A 16,717-nucleotide genomic window follows, 5' to 3' on the forward strand; every position below is an offset into this window, starting at 1 on the left:
AGTTGGGCACTATGCCGGATAGTAGCACAGCGAAATGACGATAAAGGTCGGTGCAGTGGGTGAAATAGTGCTGTTAACCCTTCATCCAGGCTTGCGAACGGGTGATTTCCGCCAGGTTCTGCAGGATATCCAGACTCTGTTGGTGGATTTCCTGCGTCGGTGCGGCGCATAAGTCCTGCAAGACCGTCACCTGAAAACCGGCGTCGTGCGCCTGTCTAGCTGTGCTTTCGATCGCCAGTGGGGTACTGACCCCGCCAAGCAGCAAATGATGGCAGCGATGCTGCTGCAGCCAGGCTAACAAATTGTTACCGGCAAAGGCGCCAACGCCGTGCTTTTCGAACTGAATATCCGTTGGCAGCACCTGCAAATCCTTATCCCATTGGCAGCCGGGGCTGCTCAGACGCAGTGCGCCAATCTGTTTCAGGTGGCTGAACAGCGGAGAGTGAGCGGGAATGTCGTGATAATCGTCGGCAAAACCGACGCGCACCCAAATCACAGGAATTTTACGTACCCGTGCGTAAGCCGCGGCGGCGTTGGTGTTGGCAATCAGGTTTAGTGCCAACACCTGCTCACGGCAATGATTCGCACGCCCTTTGGGGCCAATCAGATCGTCGATAAGATCGATAATAATCAGTGCGGCGGACATGGTGTCTCCAGAAGCGGATCCTTTACTCCTTATGATAAAAGGCCAAATGTGATGTGTTGCAGAGGAAGTGTTGCCGGATATGTCATCGGATGAGTAGCGGGGCTACCCATCCGCGCGGATTATCGAGGATTTCAGATCAGCGTATCCAACTGATAACGGTAGCCGTCTCCATCAGGGACAAAGCTCAGGCGGTGGGTAATACTTTGCGGCGCGTCTTCCGCATGGTGGGAGACAAACAGCAGTTGGGTCGATCCCTGGCCGATCAACACGTCGACAAAGCGACGGACCAACTGGCGATTGAGCGGATCCAGCCCCTGCAGCGGTTCATCGAGGATCAACAACGCCGGGTGTTTGACCAGTGCGCGGGCGATCAGCGCTAACCGTTGCTGGCCCCAGGAAAGGCTGTGGAAGGGGGCCTCGCCGTTTGCACCGCCCAGCCCCAGCAACGCCAGCCACTGGTCAGCCAATTGCCGTTGGCGATCGGATACCGCCTGGTAAATGCCGATCGAATCGAAAAAACCGGACAGGATCACGTTGCGCACGCTGGCGCTGACGCGGTAATCCAGATGTAGACTGCTGCTGACGTAGCCGATATGGCGTTTGATATCCCAGATGGTTTCCCCGCTGCCGCGCCGCCGGCCGAACAGGGTAAGATCGTTACTGTATCCCTGAGGGTGATCGCCGGTGATCAGGCTGAGCAGCGTCGATTTACCGGCGCCGTTCGGGCCGACGATCTGCCAGTGTTCGCCGGGATTAACCTGCCAGTCAAGGTTATTGAGAATAGGTCGATCGTTGTAGCTGACCCTCCCGTCGCGCAGGATAATTAACGGTTGATCCGCCGGCAGCGTGGTTTTCTGCGCCGGATCTTCGGTTTCCGGCAGCGCCAGGCCATCCAGATTCTCGCTGTGCGCCAGTTGCGCTACCAGCGCTTCCGCCATCACCTGCCGGCGCGTCCCCTGGCTTGCCAGGGTGCAATCGGCAAGCACGCCCACGTTACGGATAAAGTCCGGCACTTCGTCAAAGCGATTGAGCACCAGCACCAGGGTATAGCCATGCCCGGAGAGGTCATTCAACAGCGTAGCCAACTGAGCGCGTGAATTCACGTCCAGCCCGTCGAAGGGTTCATCCAGGATCAGTAAATCGGGTTGTGGCATCAGCGCCCGGCACAGCAGGGTTTTGCGCGTTTCGCCGGTAGAAAGGTATTTAAAGCGACGTGACAACAGCGAGGTAATGCCGAACTGCTCCGCCAGCTGCGCGCAACGCGTGGGGTCTTTGACCTCTTCCTGAATGATTTCCGCTGCGGTGCGTCCGGTATCTTCCTCGCCCGGGCTGAGCAGGTCGGTATTGTTACGTTGCCATTCGTCGCTGACCAGCTTTTGCAACTGTTCGAAGGAGATGCGCACCGCATGCTTGAAATCGCTGTGGCGCTCGCCGTTGAGCAACACCAGTTCATCGGCCAGTGCGCGTGCCAGGGCGGATTTGCCGCTGCCGTTGGCGCCGACAAAGGCCCAGCTGTCGCCGGCCTGAATCTCCAGCGCTTCCAGCGTCAGGGTACGGGTATCGCTTAAGCGAAATGAACCTTGCGAAATGTGCAACGACGACATCACCTGTTCCTTTTTATGCAATTATTTTGTTTAGAAATAGGCGCATTGCGGAGCGATGTCAATCGGCAAAAATGCAACGTTACGTTGCGTTTAGCACAACGTGGCGACAATCACCCGATCGGCGTTAAACAGGGCGTGAACCTGGCTGCCGGGGCGCAGTTTAAGCTGCTGCAGCTCTGGGTTGGCCACGGTGGCGCACAGGGTTTCACCGCCCGTCAGCGTGACCAGCACCTCGCTGTGATCGGCACCCGGTTGAATGCTGGCGACCACGCCCGCCAATGCGTTGTCCGCTGCCCCGACCAGGGCCGGATCGGTATTCAGTTTCACCCAGGGGGCTTTAATCAGCGCCAGCACTTCCTTGCCGGGGGAGAGCTGCAGCCGATCGGCGCTCTGTTGGGTGATGGCCGCGCTGAGACGGGTTTTGCCGTCGTTAAGCAGAATATCCAGATGCTGCTGCACCTGCTGGTGATCGCGTTCGATCACGGTGCCAAAGAACTGGTTGCGGGCGCTGGTTTGCAGCGAGAAACGCGAGATTGCCGCTAACAGGCTATCGAGCGGCAACTCGTCCTGTTGCAGCACGTCGAAGGCTTTTTGTTGGATCTGCCCCAGCAGATCGTAAAGCTGGATCAACCTCTCACCATAGCGAGTCACCTGCGCACCGCCACCGCCTTTGCCGCCGGTGGCACGTTCCACCACCGTCTGCTCCGCCAACTGGTTCATTTCGTTAATCGCGTCCCAGGCACTTTTATAGCTGATGCCCGCCAGTTTGGCGCCCTGGCTGATGGAACCGGTGTGCCGGACCTGTTTAAGCAGCGCGATGCGGCGCGGGTCGGCGAACAGCTTCTGCTGAAGTTTTAGGGTAAGAAGAATTTCGGCCTGCATAACGCGTCCTGTCGGCTGCAAAAGCCTTATTGTCGCCGATTTAGCCGCAAAGCGCCAAAGGATGCGTCGGCTACAGTCAGGGCTCGGTAACAATAAAAACTGGCCTTCAATAATTGAAATGTTATAACATAACAAAAAATATAATGATTGATGCCGGCCACGGCGGGTTTTTATTTCACCAAAGGGATGCTGTAAATGAGTGCTGCACGTCTGGGTTTCGTCACGCCCAAAAAACCACCTTATTACCTGATTACCGCTTTGCTGTTAAGCCTGACGAACGCCGTGCTGGCCGTAGGCGCTTGCGACAAAATCGAAAAGTCATTACGTTGCGAAGACAGCTTAACCGTGCAGGCATCCAGCCAGCCCCAGAGCACCTATGGCTCGCTGGAGGTCGTCACCCAGTCGGCTTCGCGCCTGGGGCTGACCAATCTGGAAACCCCACGCAGTATTGATGTTATCAGCGCACAGGCTATCCAGCAGCGGGGTGATAAATCGCTCGCCGCCGTTGTCGAGCGTGCTCCCGGCATGTCCGGCGTGGCTTCCCCCACGCTCAGCAATAACTTTTCACTTCGCGGTTTCAGGCCGGTGTCCTGGCTGTATAACGGCGTCGAAACGCCGGGCAGCACCCTTCAGCTAGCGGATCCTTCCCATTACGGCAGTGTAGAAGTGTTGCGCGGCCCCGGATCGGTGCTCAATGGCCTGAGCGCCGCCGGCGGCAGCGTCAATCTGCTTTCGCGCCAGCCGACCTTCAGCCGCCAGCCCATCGAGCTCGACTATGGTTTGTCGAGTTATAACAGCCAGCGCCTGCACCTGGGAGCGGGAGGGACGTTAGTCGACGACGTGGCAGCTTATCGTCTGGACGTCAGCGGCAGCGACAGCGGCACCAATGTGCAATATGAGCGTGACAAACAGAAACGGGTATCCGGCGCGCTGCTGTTTAAACTGTCTGATAATGCCCTGCTGACGTTAAGCCTGGATCGCATGCTTAATCGCACCAACAACCCTTACTACGGCACGCCGCTGGTGGAAGGGAACATCGCCCGCGAACTGCGCGATATCAACTACAACAACCTGACCGACAGCCGTATCCAGAGTAATGCCACGTCGTTTCAGGCCATCCTGGATTGGTTCACCACGCCTGAAATTGAGCTGCATAACCAGTTCTACTACTACAGCGGCTTTCGCGAATGGCGCAATGTGGAACGCTTTCGCATCTCGGCGGCCACCCAGCCCGGCTATGTCAATCGCGATTCGTTCGGGGCGCTGGCCCACGATGACGACCTGATCGGCAACCGCAGTTCCCTGGTGTTCGACCGGCCGTTGAGCGGCTTCGATAACCGGTTTATTGTCGGCTTTGATCTGAGTAAACGTCGCTTTCAGTACTACTCCAACGGCTTCCCCGGTTCCGAAGAGATTCCGCTGCAGGCACCGATCAGAGAAAGTTTTTCACAGGGCACCGCTAGCCAACGTTCTCCGGTTCGCCACGTTACGCAAAACCAGTACGCCGCTTTTATGGAAGACCGCTTCAGCCTGACTGAACGTCTAACCCTGCTGGGCCAGTTGCGCTACAACCATATGGATATGGATTGGCATTTTCAGGGCCCGCAAGAAGAGCGCTCCGCGCAAACCTACGCCTTCAGCGTCTGGAGCCTTGGCCCCAGCTATGCGTTGACCGATAACATCAATATTTACGCCAACTACACCACCGGCAAGGAGCCGGGCAGCGACCTGTTCTTTTTAAGTCCGGCGCAAACCGGTCTGCCGCTCACCCGGGTACGCCAATGGGAAGTCGGCGCCAAGGGGCAGTTTTGGGATAACAAGGGAGAGGCCACGCTGGCGTTGTACGAACTGCGCAAGGACAACCTGTTTGTGCCCAATGCGCAGCAGCCGGATACGCTAAATGCCGTTGGCCAGCAGACCTCGCGCGGCGTGGAATTAAGCCTGATGTTGCGCCCCAGCGATCGCTGGGAGCTGGCCGCCAATGCGGCCTACACCCACGCCCGTTATGATGAGTACCGCGGCGGCAGCCCGCTACGTAGCTATAACGGTAATCGTCCGGCCTACATCCCTGACTGGACCGCCAACCTTACGGCACGTTATATGCCGACGGAACAGTGGGGGCTCACCTCATCGCTGCGCTACGTGGGCAGCAGTTATAACGACGACGCCAACCAGCGTAAAATGCCGTCCTACACCACGCTCGATTTGGCGACGGACTATCAGATCACCCGGACCGTGGGTGTGGGCGTGCGTATCAGAAACGTCACCAACCAGTTGTATGCCTATCAACGTACTTACCCGGATCAGGTGCTGATTGCGCCATCACGCACCTATGAAAGCTTTATTTCGGTGAGGTTCTGATCCTGCCATGCAGCCGATAATCTGCCTGCTGGTGGCGCTGGGCCTGTCGTTTCATGCGCTGGCACAGGCCGGTGCTGTCACCCTCAATAACTGTGACCAGGCTTACCGCTACCCCACGGCGCCTGAGCGGGTGCTGGTTTACGCCAACCCCGCGTTGGAAAACCTGCTGGCGCTGGGACTGGCGCAGCGCATCGTCGGCATTATCGGTTATGACTATGCACGGGATACGGCTCCGTCTCCGACGACGTGGGGCAAAGCCCTGAGCCAGCTGTCGGCCGCCGCACCGCCGGCGGCGGAACCTTTGCTGTTGCTCAATCCGGATTTGGTCTATTCGGCCAGTTACTACTGGTTTAACAGCCCGGAAACGCCCAGCCGCGATCGGCTGACGGAGTGGGGAATCGCCACCTATCTCTCGCCTGACGTCTGCAGTGGCCAACAAAGTACCGTAAGCCGCTCGGCGAGCTTCGAGGGTATTTTTGCCGAATTGCGTGAAATTGCCCGAATTTTTCACGTCACCGGCGTGGCTGAGCGCTTAATTAAAAAGCAGCAGTCACAACTGCGGGAACTGGAGCGACAGGCGGTGTCCTTGCCCCAACAGCGGCTACTTTGGTGGTATGCCGGTACGCAAACCCCTTATGTGGCGGGGTGCTGCGGCGCACCTGCACTGTTGACCCGTCAGATTGGCAGTCAAAATCTGTTTGGGGATCTGCCCGAGCTTTGGCCCACCGTATCCTGGGAAACCATTGCCGCCCGCGATCCCGACGTGATTGTGCTGGGCGATTTACCCCGTGGCGGCCTCGGCGACAGTGCCAAAGATAAGATCCATTTTCTGGAGCATCACCCCCTGACCTCAACCCTGCGCGCCGTGCGCCAAAAACGCTATGTCATTTTACCCGGCTACGACCTGGATCCCTCGGTGCGTACCCTGGCAGCTTTGCAACGTTTAATTCAGGGCCTGCAGCAACAGGCCCTAGGATCGTCCATTCTTAAAAAGGAACCCTGATATGTCTTCTCTTTCATTCTCCTCACTGTTGACCTCGTGGGATCAGCAACAAGGGGCTTACATCGCCGAGCGAGAAGCGCGTTTTAATGCTCAACTCGAGGTGTTAGCGCTTTCGGTCGGCGAGGATTTTCACGTACTAGATCTGGCTTGTGGGCCGGGATCGCTAAGCCTGCGCATCCTTCAGCGTTTCCCGCAGGCCAAAGTGACGGCGATGGATCTCGATCCGTTACTGTTGGCTATCGCCCGCGGTGCCCTGGCGGAATATGGCGACAGGATCCGCATTCTTCAGGCCGATCTCGCCGATCCTGAGTGTTTCTCATCGCTCGAGGGGGCAACGTCTGACGCGGTGGTTTCCAGCACGGCGCTGCACTGGTTAATGCCGGAACAGCTGACGGTGCTGTATCGCAACATCGCCGAACGGCTGCCCAAGGGGGGCGTATTTTTGAATGCTGACCACCAGCGTTATGACCATCGACAGCCACGCGTTAAAACGTTGGCTGAACTGCACGATAACCAGACGCAGCAACAGGCCTGGCGCAACGGTGTCGAAGACTGGGAGCAGTGGTTTGACAAGGTGCAGCAGCTGCCGGAGCTGGCGCAATATCGGCAACAGCGGGAAAAGCTGTTCGCCGGGCGTCCTGTCCCTCCGGCGACGGCATTGGATTTCCAACTTGCCAGCCTGACGCAGGCGGGGTTTACCGAAGTAGGGCCGGTCTGGCAGTTGTTGGATGACTACGTGATTGCAGGCTGGAAATAGTATGGACGGATCGGTACGTCGGGGGGCCAGGCGTTCAGGCGGCTGGTTGTGCATGCTGGCGCTGGCGTTGCCGCTATTTTTGCTCGCTGCCTCGTTGTACGGACCGGCGCCAATATCGCTGCATGACGCGTGGCGTATTTTGTCTGCCCCTGGCGCCGCTAACGCCGAGGACGGTAGCGAGATTTATCAACGGATAATCTGGTCATTGAGAATGCCGAGGGCGCTGTTGGCCGCGGTGGCGGGGGCCGGTCTGGCCCTGGCCGGCACCGTCCTGCAATCGCTGACGCGCAACCCGTTGGCCGATCCCTGGGTGCTGGGGATCTCTTCCGGGGCAGGCGTGGGCGCTGTTCTGGTGCTGGTGTTGGGGCTCGGCGGCGGCCTGTTGTCGGTGTCTGGCGGAGCATTTATCGGTTCGGCCGGGGCCTTTGCCCTGGTTTTACTGCTCGCCGGGCGTTCCTTGAACGCCGAGTCATCGCTGTTTATTTTGGCGGGGGTCGCGGTCACGCAACTGCTTTCGGCACTGACCTCGCTGATTACCCTGTGGCAAGCGGACGCTAACGCCACGCGTGGCGTGATGTTCTGGTTACTGGGTTCCTTCAGTGACGCCCGCTGGTCGCAGGTGGGGCTTTGCGCTCTGCTGCTGGCGGCGGCACTGGCGATTTGCTGGATGAAAGCGGGCGAGCTGGACGCATTGGCGTTCGGCGGCCTGACCGCGGCGTCGTTGGGAGTGGCGGTGGCGCCGCTGAAGCTGCTGCTGTACGGCATTGCCATGGCGCTGACGGCCGTTATCGTCGCATTCAGCGGCGCGGTGGGGTTTATTGGGCTGACGGTGCCGCACGTCGCCAGACTGCTGGTCGGGCCGCGTCACCGGTTGCTGTTGCCGGCCAGCGCGCTGTGCGGCGCGTTGTTTGCCGTCGCGGCGGACACCCTGGCCAGAACCTTGTTTGAACCGCGCGAACTGCCGGTGGGCGTCTTGACCGCGTTGTTGGGTGTCCCGGTATTTCTCGCCTTGCTGTATCGGAAAATAAACGCATGAACATTGAAAGCCGGTTATCGGGGCTGCGTGCCGAAGGGTTGGGGTGGTCAACGGCAGAAAGAGTGGTGCTGAATAACCTCAGTTTTCACGCCCGGCCCGGTGAAATTACCGGCGTGCTCGGCGTCAACGGCAGCGGAAAATCTACGCTGCTCAAGTTACTGGCGGGATTGATTCCCCCCAGCCGTGGCCGGGTGTATTTGCAGCAAACCGATATTGCCTCACTGAAAGGGCGCGAACGAGCCAAATCCATGACTTTCCTCGAACAGTCCGGGCCCGGCGCCTTTGCCATTGCGGTGAAAGACGTGGTGTTGCTCGGGCGTCTGGTTTACGCCAGCCGCTGGGCAGGGTTCAGCGCGGTAGATTATCGCATTGCCGGCCAGGCGATGGAGCAGGTCGGCATTTCGCACCTGGCCGAGCGTGAATGGCATCAGCTGTCCGGCGGGGAACAGCAGCGCGTTCATCTGGCACGCGCGCTGGCGCAACAAACGCCATGGCTGTTATTGGATGAGCCTGCCAACCATCTTGATATTGCCCATCAGCAGCAGTTTATGGCGTTATTGCGGCGGCTGGGCATCAGCGTAGTGGTTTCGCTGCACGACCTGAATTTGGCGGCCTGCTACTGCGACCGGCTGATGTTGTTAAAGCAGGGCGGTTTACACGCGTTCGGCCCCCCGCAGCAGGTGCTGACATCGGAGACGATAGACCGGGTTTATGGGGTAGAGGCCAGGCTGGCGGCGGTTAGCGATTATGCCGCGCCGCTGATCTATTACCCTGTTCAATAGCGTGCGCCGCAGGCCGATAGGCGCCACCGGAGCACAAATGGCACGTTTGGCCGGTTACAAATTCCGCCCAGTCTTTAAAATAACCCCGTTTTAGTCGGGTTTTTGGTTTAAACTAGAATTTACGTGGCGGTGTTCATTACCGCTCAATGGGCAGTTAAGTGAGGCTACCATGTTGGATTTATTGAAAAGTTTGCTGTTCGCTGTGGTCATGGTTCCGGTTGTGATGGCCATCATCCTCGGCCTGATCTACGGTTTGGCGGAAGTGTTCAACATTTTCTCCAAAGTGGGCCGTTCGAAAGAAAATCGTACCCAGCACTGATCGTTACCCATCCCCATTTCAAAGCCTGCCGGCGTCGTTCGGCAGGTAGATATATGCCCTAAATAATTCGAGTGGCTTGTAGGCGGCAACGCAGTGAATCCCCGGGAGCTTACTCTGGTAAGTGACCGGGGTGAACGAGGAGAGCCAACACCCAAGCAGCTTGAAGTATGACGGGTATATCAAGATATCTCACACCCTGCCGATAAACCGCATGACAAGCTTCTGCGCGACGTTATATTATTTTTTATATAACGAAGAGTGATAATGCATGTTAACTTGCGGAGAAAACAATGAAACAGCAATGGACTAAGTGGGTCGGCGGTATCGTATTGGCATCCGGTATGGTTATGCAGGCATCGGCAGCGGATAAAATTACCGTTTTTGCGGCCGCCTCGCTGACTAACGCACTGCAGGATATCGCGACCCAATACCAGAAAGGCAAGGATGTGCAGGTGGTTTCCTCATTCGCCTCTTCTTCCACGCTGGCGCGCCAGATTGAGCAGGGCGCCCCGGCCGATCTGTTTATCTCTGCCGATCAGCAGTGGATGGATTACGCCATCGACAAACAGCAAATGGTCAAAGACACCCGTTACACCCTGTTGGGCAACGAACTGGTGTTGATCGCGGCAAAAGACGCCAAACCGGCTAAAATCACGCTCGACAAGCAAACCGACTGGGCAAAACTGCTCAATGGCGGCCGCCTGTCGGTGGGTGATCCGGATCACGTGCCTGCCGGCATTTATGCCAAGGAAGCGCTGCAGAATCTCGGAGCCTGGACCGCGCTGGAACCTAAGTTGGCACGGGCCAACAACGTACGTAGCGCCATGGCACTGGTAGAACGTGGCGAAGCGCCGTTGGGCATTGTTTATGGTTCAGACGCGGTAGCCAGTGATAAAGTCAGCGTGGTGGCCATCTTCCCGGAAGACAGCCACAAACCGGTGGAATACCCGATGGCGATTGTGAAAGGTCATCAAACCCCGGCCGTCAGCGCGTTCTACAGCTACCTGAAGAGCCCGGAAGCGGCTGCTATTTTCAAACATTATGGATTCTCCCCGCGTAAATGATCCTGAGTGAGTACGAGTGGCAGGCCGTTGAACTGAGCCTGAAAGTGTCCGCCCTGGCGGTGGTGTGCAGTTTACCCTTTGGCATTCTGATGGCCTGGGTACTGGTACGCTGCCGCTTCCCGGGTAAATCGCTGCTGGACAGTATTATTCACCTGCCGCTGGTACTGCCACCGGTGGTGGTCGGTTATTTATTGCTGATCGCCATGGGGCGGCGCGGCGTGATTGGTGAATGGCTGTATGACTGGTTTGGCTTCAGTTTCAGCTTTAGCTGGCGCGGTGCGGCGCTGGCTTCTGCCGTGGTGGCGTTCCCGCTGATGGTGCGCGCCATCCGGTTGGCGCTGGAGGCGGTGGATACCCGGCTGGAGCAGGCTGCCCGCACCCTGGGGGCCAACCCGTGGCGGGTGTTTTTCACCATCACGCTGCCGCTGTCGCTGCCCGGCGTGATTGTCGGTGTGGTATTGGCCTTTGCCCGTTCTCTGGGCGAGTTTGGCGCCACCATTACCTTTGTTTCCAACATTCCCGGCGAGACGCGCACCATACCGCTGGCGATGTATACCCTGATCGAAACGCCGGGGGCTGAAGCCGCCGCCGCGCGCCTGTGCGTGATTGCCATAGTGCTGTCACTGCTTTCACTGATGGTTTCCGAGTGGCTGGCCCGCTGGGGTCGTAAACGGATGGGCGTGTAAATGCTGGAGCTGGATTTCTCCCAACGCCTTGGGGATTTAAACCTTAACGTGCGCGCCGATCTGCCCGCGCAGGGCATCACCGCGATTTTTGGCCTGTCGGGTGCGGGTAAAACTTCCTTAATCAATGCCATTGGCGGCCTGACGCGCCTGCAGCAAGGCCGCATTGTGCTCAATGGCCGTACGCTGGTGGATACCGCCAGCGGCCTGTGCCTGCCACCGGAGAAGCGGCGGATTGGCTACGTGTTTCAGGACGCGCGCCTGTTCCCGCATTATCGGGTACGTGGCAACTTGCAATACGGTATGGCGACCAGTATGCGTGCTCAGTTCGACAACATTGTTGAATTGCTGGGCATCGGCCCCTTGCTTAACCGCCTGCCGTTGACGCTGTCCGGCGGTGAAAAACAGCGGGTGGCGATTGGTCGCGCTTTATTGACCGCGCCGGAGTTGCTGCTGATGGATGAGCCTCTGGCGTCGCTGGACCTGCCGCGCAAGCGCGAACTGCTGCCGTATCTGGAGCGGTTGGCTCAGGACGTCAATACGCCGATCCTTTATGTCAGCCACAGCATGGATGAAATTCTGCGTTTGGCCGAGCAGGTGATGGTGCTGGATAACGGTCAGGTAAGGGCATTCGGCGGGCTGGAAGAAGTGTGGGCCAGCAGCGCACTACGGCCATGGTTGCAGCGTGAAGATCAAAGCAGCGTGCTGCGCGTCAGCGTAATTGAACATCATGCGCGCTACGCCATGACGGCCCTGGCGTTGGGCGACCAACGCCTGTGGGTCAGCGGAGTCGATGCCGCGTTGGGCGCTCAACTGCGCATCCGAATTAACGCCGCCGACGTTTCATTGGTGCTGCAGCCGCCGGTCAACAGCAGTATCCGCAACGTACTGCCGGCCAAGGTGACCGAGTGCCTGGACGTGGATGGGCAGGTGGAGGTGAAACTGGCGGTGGGAGAGAGCGTGCTGTGGGCGCGTATTACGCCGTGGGCGCGTGATGAGTTGGCGATCCGACCGGGTCAATGGTTGTATGCGCAGGTGAAAAGCGTGTCGATCAGCCGCGAGGCGCGTTAAATAGCGCCCTCCCTGTGAGGGAGGGCAATCAGATTACTGACCCAGCACGCGCGTGCGGATCACCTCGGCGATGCCGGGCTGCAGGTGATCGGCGATCACCAAATCGGCGCGCTGCTTGATAGCGTCATCGGCATTGCCCATCGCCACGCCCAGACCTACCGCTTCCAGCATGCTGAGGTCATTGTAGTTATCCCCGAACGCCACTACCTGATCCATGCTCAGGCCCTGCGACTCGACCCACTGCTGCAGGCGTTTCCCTTTGCTGTTGCCGCCTTTGGCGATATCGACCTGATCATGCCACGACCATTCGCAGGCCAGCCCCAGCTCTTTTTCCACCGTTTCGGCAAACTGGCGCAGCGCGGGAATATCGGCGTGCGAAGTGGCGAATTTCCAGATGGATTGTGCTTCATCGGCCGCCTGTACCAGGCTGTTGACCTGCAACAGCGTTGGGCGCTGCGCCGGTGGCAAAGTTTCCGCCCAGGCAAGTGAACGGGTGACGTGGCCGCTGGGTTCCTGATACAGCATGGCGTCGTCCACGTACATCAGGCCGTGAATGCCGCTTTGTTTCAGCATTTGCAGCACCAGTTTGGCCTGATCTTTGGCCAGCGGATCGGCGGCCAGCACTTTTTGCTGCTGGAAGTCATACAGATAGGTGCCGTTGCAGCAGATTGCCGGGGTGTCTATCTCCAGCGCCTGATAAAACGGGTGGATCGCCACGTGATGGCGGCCGGTGACGACAATCACTTTGATACCGGCAGCGCGCGCTTGCGCCAGGGCTGCCAGCGACTGCGGTAAAATGCGTTTTTGGTTGTCCAGCAGGGTGCCATCCAGATCGAGGGCAATGACGCGGTAGCTCATAGGGATCTCATTATCGTTAGCAACAAAATTAAACCGATGGTACACCGGATAAGCGATGGATAAAACAGCACAGATTTCCTCAGCAACACAGGGTTGTTATGTCACGGATGTGAGGTAAGCTAGGGGAAACCGAAAAACCTGAAACCGGTTTCTCTCTTACCCTATTCAAGGAGAACACATGAAGCAAATCGTTTATGTCGCCAGCCCGGAAAGCCAACAAATTCACGTCTGGCAGTTAGGCGATGCAGGGGCCCTGGCGCTGCTGCAAACCGTCGAAGTCCCGGGTCAGGTGCAACCGATGGCGATCCACCCGGACCGAACGCACCTGTACGTCGGCGTGCGCCCGGCGTTCGGCATTGTCAGCTACCGCATCGAGGCGGATGGCACGCTGCAACAGGCGGGCATGGCACCGCTGCCGGGCAGCCCGACCCATATCTCCACCGATTTGCAGGGGCGTTATCTGTTCTCCGCCTCCTACAGCGGCAACTGCGCCAGCGTCAGTCCGATCGGCCATGACGGCGTAGTGGGCGCACCTCTTCAGCAGATTGACGGGTTAACTGCGCCGCATTCGGCCAATATCGATCCGACCAATCAGCTGCTGCTGGTGCCTTGCCTGAAAGAAGATCGCATTCGTCTGTTCAATTTGGACCAACAGGGTGAACTGACGCCGCATGCTCAGGAAGCGGTTGCAACCGCCGCCGGTGCTGGCCCGCGCCACATGGCATTCCACCCTAACGACAAATTTGCCTACTGCGTCAACGAGCTGGACGGCACGGTAGACGTGCTGGCCATCAGTGAAAACGGCGCTAAATACACCCTGGCGCAAACGCTGGATATCATGCCTGCCGATTTCAACGGCACCCGTTGGGCGGCGGATATTCACCTCACGCCGAATGGCCGCTTCCTCTACACCAGCGACCGCACCGCCAGCATTTTGACCATTTTCAGCGTCTCCGAAGACGGCAGCACCCTGTCGGTCGTTGGCTACCACCCGACTGAAGAGCAGCCACGCGGCTTCAACATCGACCACAGCGGCCGCTTTGTGATCTCGTCCGGCCAGAAGTCCGATCATATCGGGGTATATGAAATCGATCAGGCCAGCGGCAAGCTGACCACTCTGGCACGTTACCCGGTGGGTAAAGGCCCGATGTGGGTAAGCGTATTAGCGAAGTAAATGATACCCGGTTGCCGTAAGGGTGAATGAATAATGAGGGCGCAGCTTGCTGCGCCCCTACAGTCTCTCGGGTTGGGGTTGTTTTTCCCGAAAATCAGCTGTATTTCACCGTCAGCGTGGCGCTGCCAAGGCTATGGAAGTGCACGTTGAAACCGACCAGCGCGCCGCTGGAACCTTCATCCACCTCAATACTTTCTACGTCCAGTGCGTGGACGGTGAAGTGATAGCGGTGGCTTTCTCCCTGCGGTGGCGCCGCACCGCCATAGCCGGCGGAACCAAAATCGGTGCGGGTCTGCACGGCGCCGGCCGGTAAGCCGCCCTTGCCGGAACCTGCGCCCTGCGGCAGTTCACGCGTGGCAGCCGGGATATTGGCTACCACCCAGTGCCACCAGCCGGAGCCGGTCGGGGCATCGGGATCGTATACCGAAATCACGAAACTCTTGGTGCCTTCCGGCACGCCGTCCCATGCCAGATGCGGCGACAGATTATCGCCATGATAGCCCATGCCGTTGAATACCTGGCGCTCCGGCATTTTCGCGCCGTCCTGCAAATCGTTGCTGTACAAACGAAAGCTCATAATGACTCCATTGGTCGGTAAAAGCTGAATGCCTAAGCTAGACCTTTTTGACGTAATAACACAAGCCTCATTGCGCCTCGCCAGCGGCCTGCTCTATGAGTTATCCTCGTTAACGCCGAAGCTACATACGCGACATCAATAATTCACAGATCGATACAAGCAATCATGATTTCATTAAAAAAACGCACGCCGTGGTTTGGTTGGCTGCGCCGCTGGGCCAAGGGCATCAAGCGCGACATTTATGCTCTTTGGCTGGCCGCCCGTGACCGGCGCACGCCCTGGTATGCCAAATTGATCGCCCTGCTGGTGGCGGGTTATGCGGTATCGCCTATCGATCTGATCCCGGACTTTATTCCGGTGCTGGGCTATCTGGACGACGTGATTATTGTGCCGCTGGGCATAATGCTGGCGGTGCGGTTGATCCCCAAGCCGCTGATGGTGGAGTTCCGCGAGAAGGCGCAAAGGCGTATCGACAATCCTACTGGGCGGATGGCGGCGGTAATGATCATTTTGCTGTGGGTGTTGTGTCTGGGATTGCTGGCCCGTTATCTGGACCAGCATTGGTAATCTGTTATTGGACCGCGGCGGTGACTGCGGCGGTCAGTTTGCTGAGCTGTTCAGGCTCGATGATGTAAGGCGGCATTAAATAAATCAGTTTGCCGAACGGGCGGATCCACACGCCGCGCTCGACGAATCCGCGCTGTAGCTGCGCCATATCCACCGGCTCGCGCATTTCCACTACGCCAATCGCCCCCAATACCCGCACGTCCGCTACTTTTGGCTGCATTTTCAGCAGCAATAGCTGCTGTTTCAACTGGGTCTCGATGGCGGCCACCTGCTGCTGCCAGCGATTTTCCGCCAGCAGCGACAGGCTGGCATTCGCCACTGCGCAGGCCAAAGGATTGCCCATAAAGGTAGGACCGTGCATAAAGCATCCTGCAGCGCCGTTGCTGATGGTTTCCGCCACGTGGCGGGTGGTCAGGGTGGCGGAAAGCGTCATATAGCCGCCGGTCAACGCCTTGCCCAGACACAGAATATCCGGTACTACCTCGGCATGTTCACAGGCGAACAGCTTGCCGGTGCGTCCGAAGCCGGTAGCGATCTCGTCGGCAATCAGCAGCACCTGATAGCGGTCACAGAGTTCGCGTACCCGTTTAAGGTAAGTCGGGTGATAGATGCGCATGCCGCCCGCTCCCTGGACCACCGGTTCCAGGATCACCGCCGCCACTTCACCGGCGTGTTGTTCCAGCAGCGCGGCGAACGGGGCGATATCATTTTCATCCCAGGCCTGATCGAAACCGCACTGCGGCGCGGTAGCGAACAGGTGCGGCGCGAGATAGCCCTGATACAGGCTGTGCATCGAGTTGTCCGGATCGCATACTGACATCGCGCCGAAGGTATCGCCGTGATAGCCGTGACGCAGGGTCAGAATGCGCTGCCGCCGTTCCCCGCGCGCTTGCCAGTATTGCAACGCCATCTTCAGCGACACTTCCACCGCCACCGATCCGGAATCCGCCAGGAACACGCATTGCAGCGCTTCCGGCGTCATAGCGACCAACTTGCGACACAGTTCAATCGCGGCGGGGTGGGTAATGCCGCCGAACATCACGTGCGACATCTTTTCCAACTGCTGCGTGGCGGCCAGGTTCAACTGCGGGTGGTTATACCCGTGAATGGCCGCCCACCAGGACGACATACCGTCAATCAGGCGTCGGCCATCGGCCAACTGCAGTTCAACGCCGCTGGCGGCCTCTACCGGATAACAGGGCAGTGGGTGGCTCATCGAGGTGTAAGGGTGCCAGATATGGCGCTGATCGAATTCCAGGTCGGAGTCAGTGACAGACATACTTGTAAACCAAATCATGTGTGTAATGGTTGACAGTATATCCACAATATCTAA

Annotated in this window: 17 protein-coding genes; 11 read left to right on the forward strand and 6 right to left on the reverse strand. The window is 58.3% G+C overall.

Annotation, left to right across the window (positions count from 1 at the left end; translation table 11 throughout):
• Positions 1-73: 73 nt before the first annotated feature.
• The 3 genes from M495_RS05815 to modE all read right to left on the reverse strand — a co-directional run bounded on the left by M495_RS05815 (position 74) and on the right by modE (position 3,132).
• Positions 74-646, reverse strand: a complete 573-nt coding sequence (locus M495_RS05815; RefSeq protein ID WP_020825699.1) for a cysteine hydrolase family protein — start codon at positions 644-646, stop codon at positions 74-76.
• 131 nt (positions 647-777) lie between these two features.
• Positions 778-2,250 (reverse strand): molybdate ABC transporter ATP-binding protein ModF, encoded by a 1,473-nt coding sequence (gene modF, locus M495_RS05820; RefSeq protein ID WP_020825700.1) that lies wholly within the window; start codon positions 2,248-2,250, stop codon positions 778-780.
• A 90-nt stretch (positions 2,251-2,340) separates the two neighbouring features.
• Positions 2,341-3,132 carry a molybdenum-dependent transcriptional regulator gene (modE, locus tag M495_RS05825; protein WP_020825701.1) on the reverse strand — a complete coding sequence of 264 codons (792 nt, stop codon included), beginning with the start codon at positions 3,130-3,132 and terminating at the stop codon, positions 2,341-2,343.
• Between the two features lie 195 nt (positions 3,133-3,327).
• Here modE and M495_RS05830 point away from each other — a divergent pair, with 195 nt between their 5' ends.
• From M495_RS05830 to modC, 9 genes are all read left to right on the forward strand, one after another.
• Positions 3,328-5,493, forward strand: a complete 2,166-nt coding sequence (locus tag M495_RS05830) for a TonB-dependent receptor (RefSeq protein WP_020825702.1) — start codon at positions 3,328-3,330, stop codon at positions 5,491-5,493.
• A 7-nt stretch (positions 5,494-5,500) separates the two neighbouring features.
• The gene (locus M495_RS05835) at positions 5,501-6,496 is read left to right on the forward strand and encodes an ABC transporter substrate-binding protein (protein WP_020825703.1); all 996 of its coding nucleotides are present in this window, start codon (positions 5,501-5,503) and stop codon (positions 6,494-6,496) included.
• A gap of 1 nt (position 6,497) precedes the next feature.
• On the forward strand, positions 6,498-7,253 hold the full coding sequence (locus M495_RS05840) for a class I SAM-dependent methyltransferase (protein ID WP_020825704.1): 756 nt from the start codon (positions 6,498-6,500) through the stop codon (positions 7,251-7,253).
• 1 nt (position 7,254) lies between these two features.
• Positions 7,255-8,289, forward strand: coding sequence for a FecCD family ABC transporter permease (locus M495_RS05845; RefSeq protein ID WP_041414304.1), 1,035 nt, complete (start codon positions 7,255-7,257; stop codon positions 8,287-8,289).
• A complete protein-coding gene (locus M495_RS05850) occupies positions 8,286-9,071 on the forward strand; it encodes an ABC transporter ATP-binding protein (protein ID WP_020825706.1) in 786 nt (261 codons plus the stop codon). Before M495_RS05845 ends, M495_RS05850 begins: the two co-directional genes overlap by 4 nt.
• Before the next feature lie 169 nt (positions 9,072-9,240).
• Positions 9,241-9,390, forward strand: coding sequence for an AcrZ family multidrug efflux pump-associated protein (locus tag M495_RS24865; protein WP_020825707.1), 150 nt, complete (start codon positions 9,241-9,243; stop codon positions 9,388-9,390).
• A 290-nt stretch (positions 9,391-9,680) separates the two neighbouring features.
• Complete coding sequence (gene modA, locus M495_RS05860) at positions 9,681-10,454, forward strand: molybdate ABC transporter substrate-binding protein (RefSeq protein ID WP_020825708.1); 774 nt, start codon at positions 9,681-9,683, stop codon at positions 10,452-10,454.
• A complete protein-coding gene (gene modB, locus M495_RS05865; RefSeq protein WP_020825709.1) occupies positions 10,451-11,140 on the forward strand; it encodes a molybdate ABC transporter permease subunit in 690 nt (229 codons plus the stop codon). Before modA ends, modB begins: the two co-directional genes overlap by 4 nt.
• On the forward strand, positions 11,141-12,208 hold the full coding sequence (gene modC, locus M495_RS05870) for a molybdenum ABC transporter ATP-binding protein ModC (RefSeq protein WP_020825710.1): 1,068 nt from the start codon (positions 11,141-11,143) through the stop codon (positions 12,206-12,208).
• Positions 12,209-12,241: 33 nt separating this feature from the next.
• On the opposite strand, the gene M495_RS05875 is transcribed toward modC, so the two are convergent.
• Positions 12,242-13,066, reverse strand: a complete 825-nt coding sequence (locus M495_RS05875; RefSeq protein ID WP_020825711.1) for a pyridoxal phosphatase — start codon at positions 13,064-13,066, stop codon at positions 12,242-12,244.
• A gap of 178 nt (positions 13,067-13,244) precedes the next feature.
• On the opposite strand from M495_RS05875, the gene pgl reads away from it, so the two are divergent.
• Entirely contained in the window at positions 13,245-14,240 is a 996-nt protein-coding gene (gene pgl, locus M495_RS05880) for a 6-phosphogluconolactonase (RefSeq protein ID WP_020825712.1), read from the forward strand.
• Positions 14,241-14,334: 94 nt separating this feature from the next.
• Here the strand turns inward: pgl and M495_RS05885 are convergent, their stop codons facing one another.
• Positions 14,335-14,817, reverse strand: coding sequence for a kinase inhibitor (locus M495_RS05885; protein ID WP_020825713.1), 483 nt, complete (start codon positions 14,815-14,817; stop codon positions 14,335-14,337).
• A 165-nt stretch (positions 14,818-14,982) separates the two neighbouring features.
• On the opposite strand from M495_RS05885, the gene M495_RS05890 reads away from it, so the two are divergent.
• Positions 14,983-15,384: a YkvA family protein gene (locus M495_RS05890; RefSeq protein WP_020825714.1), complete on the forward strand. Its 402-nt coding sequence runs from the start codon at positions 14,983-14,985 to the stop codon at positions 15,382-15,384.
• Positions 15,385-15,388: 4 nt separating this feature from the next.
• Here M495_RS05890 and bioA read toward each other — a convergent pair whose 3' ends face one another.
• Positions 15,389-16,663 (reverse strand): adenosylmethionine--8-amino-7-oxononanoate transaminase, encoded by a 1,275-nt coding sequence (bioA, locus tag M495_RS05895; RefSeq protein WP_041415252.1) that lies wholly within the window; start codon positions 16,661-16,663, stop codon positions 15,389-15,391.
• Between the last annotated feature and the right edge of the window lie 54 nt (positions 16,664-16,717).

Source organism: Serratia liquefaciens ATCC 27592 (genome assembly GCF_000422085.1).
GTDB lineage: Bacteria > Pseudomonadota > Gammaproteobacteria > Enterobacterales > Enterobacteriaceae > Serratia > Serratia liquefaciens.

Excerpts from the sequence above, each read along its gene's own strand:
- M495_RS05845 (WP_041414304.1), top strand. The coding sequence starts at position 7,255 with ATGGACGGATCGGTACGTCGGGGGGCCAGGCGTTCAGGCGGCTGGTTG.
- pgl (WP_020825712.1), top strand. The coding sequence starts at position 13,245 with ATGAAGCAAATCGTTTATGTCGCCAGCCCGGAAAGCCAACAAATTCAC.
- bioA (WP_041415252.1), bottom strand. The coding sequence starts at position 16,663 with ATGTCTGTCACTGACTCCGACCTGGAATTCGATCAGCGCCATATCTGG.
- M495_RS05885 (WP_020825713.1), bottom strand. The coding sequence starts at position 14,817 with ATGAGCTTTCGTTTGTACAGCAACGATTTGCAGGACGGCGCGAAAATG.
- M495_RS24865 (WP_020825707.1), top strand. The coding sequence starts at position 9,241 with ATGTTGGATTTATTGAAAAGTTTGCTGTTCGCTGTGGTCATGGTTCCG.
- modF (WP_020825700.1), bottom strand. The coding sequence starts at position 2,250 with ATGTCGTCGTTGCACATTTCGCAAGGTTCATTTCGCTTAAGCGATACC.
- M495_RS05890 (WP_020825714.1), top strand. The coding sequence starts at position 14,983 with ATGATTTCATTAAAAAAACGCACGCCGTGGTTTGGTTGGCTGCGCCGC.
- modC (WP_020825710.1), top strand. The coding sequence starts at position 11,141 with ATGCTGGAGCTGGATTTCTCCCAACGCCTTGGGGATTTAAACCTTAAC.
- M495_RS05835 (WP_020825703.1), top strand. The coding sequence starts at position 5,501 with ATGCAGCCGATAATCTGCCTGCTGGTGGCGCTGGGCCTGTCGTTTCAT.
- modA (WP_020825708.1), top strand. The coding sequence starts at position 9,681 with ATGAAACAGCAATGGACTAAGTGGGTCGGCGGTATCGTATTGGCATCC.
- modB (WP_020825709.1), top strand. The coding sequence starts at position 10,451 with ATGATCCTGAGTGAGTACGAGTGGCAGGCCGTTGAACTGAGCCTGAAA.
- M495_RS05840 (WP_020825704.1), top strand. The coding sequence starts at position 6,498 with ATGTCTTCTCTTTCATTCTCCTCACTGTTGACCTCGTGGGATCAGCAA.
- M495_RS05830 (WP_020825702.1), top strand. The coding sequence starts at position 3,328 with ATGAGTGCTGCACGTCTGGGTTTCGTCACGCCCAAAAAACCACCTTAT.
- M495_RS05850 (WP_020825706.1), top strand. The coding sequence starts at position 8,286 with ATGAACATTGAAAGCCGGTTATCGGGGCTGCGTGCCGAAGGGTTGGGG.
- modE (WP_020825701.1), bottom strand. The coding sequence starts at position 3,132 with ATGCAGGCCGAAATTCTTCTTACCCTAAAACTTCAGCAGAAGCTGTTC.
- M495_RS05875 (WP_020825711.1), bottom strand. The coding sequence starts at position 13,066 with ATGAGCTACCGCGTCATTGCCCTCGATCTGGATGGCACCCTGCTGGAC.
- M495_RS05815 (WP_020825699.1), bottom strand. The coding sequence starts at position 646 with ATGTCCGCCGCACTGATTATTATCGATCTTATCGACGATCTGATTGGC.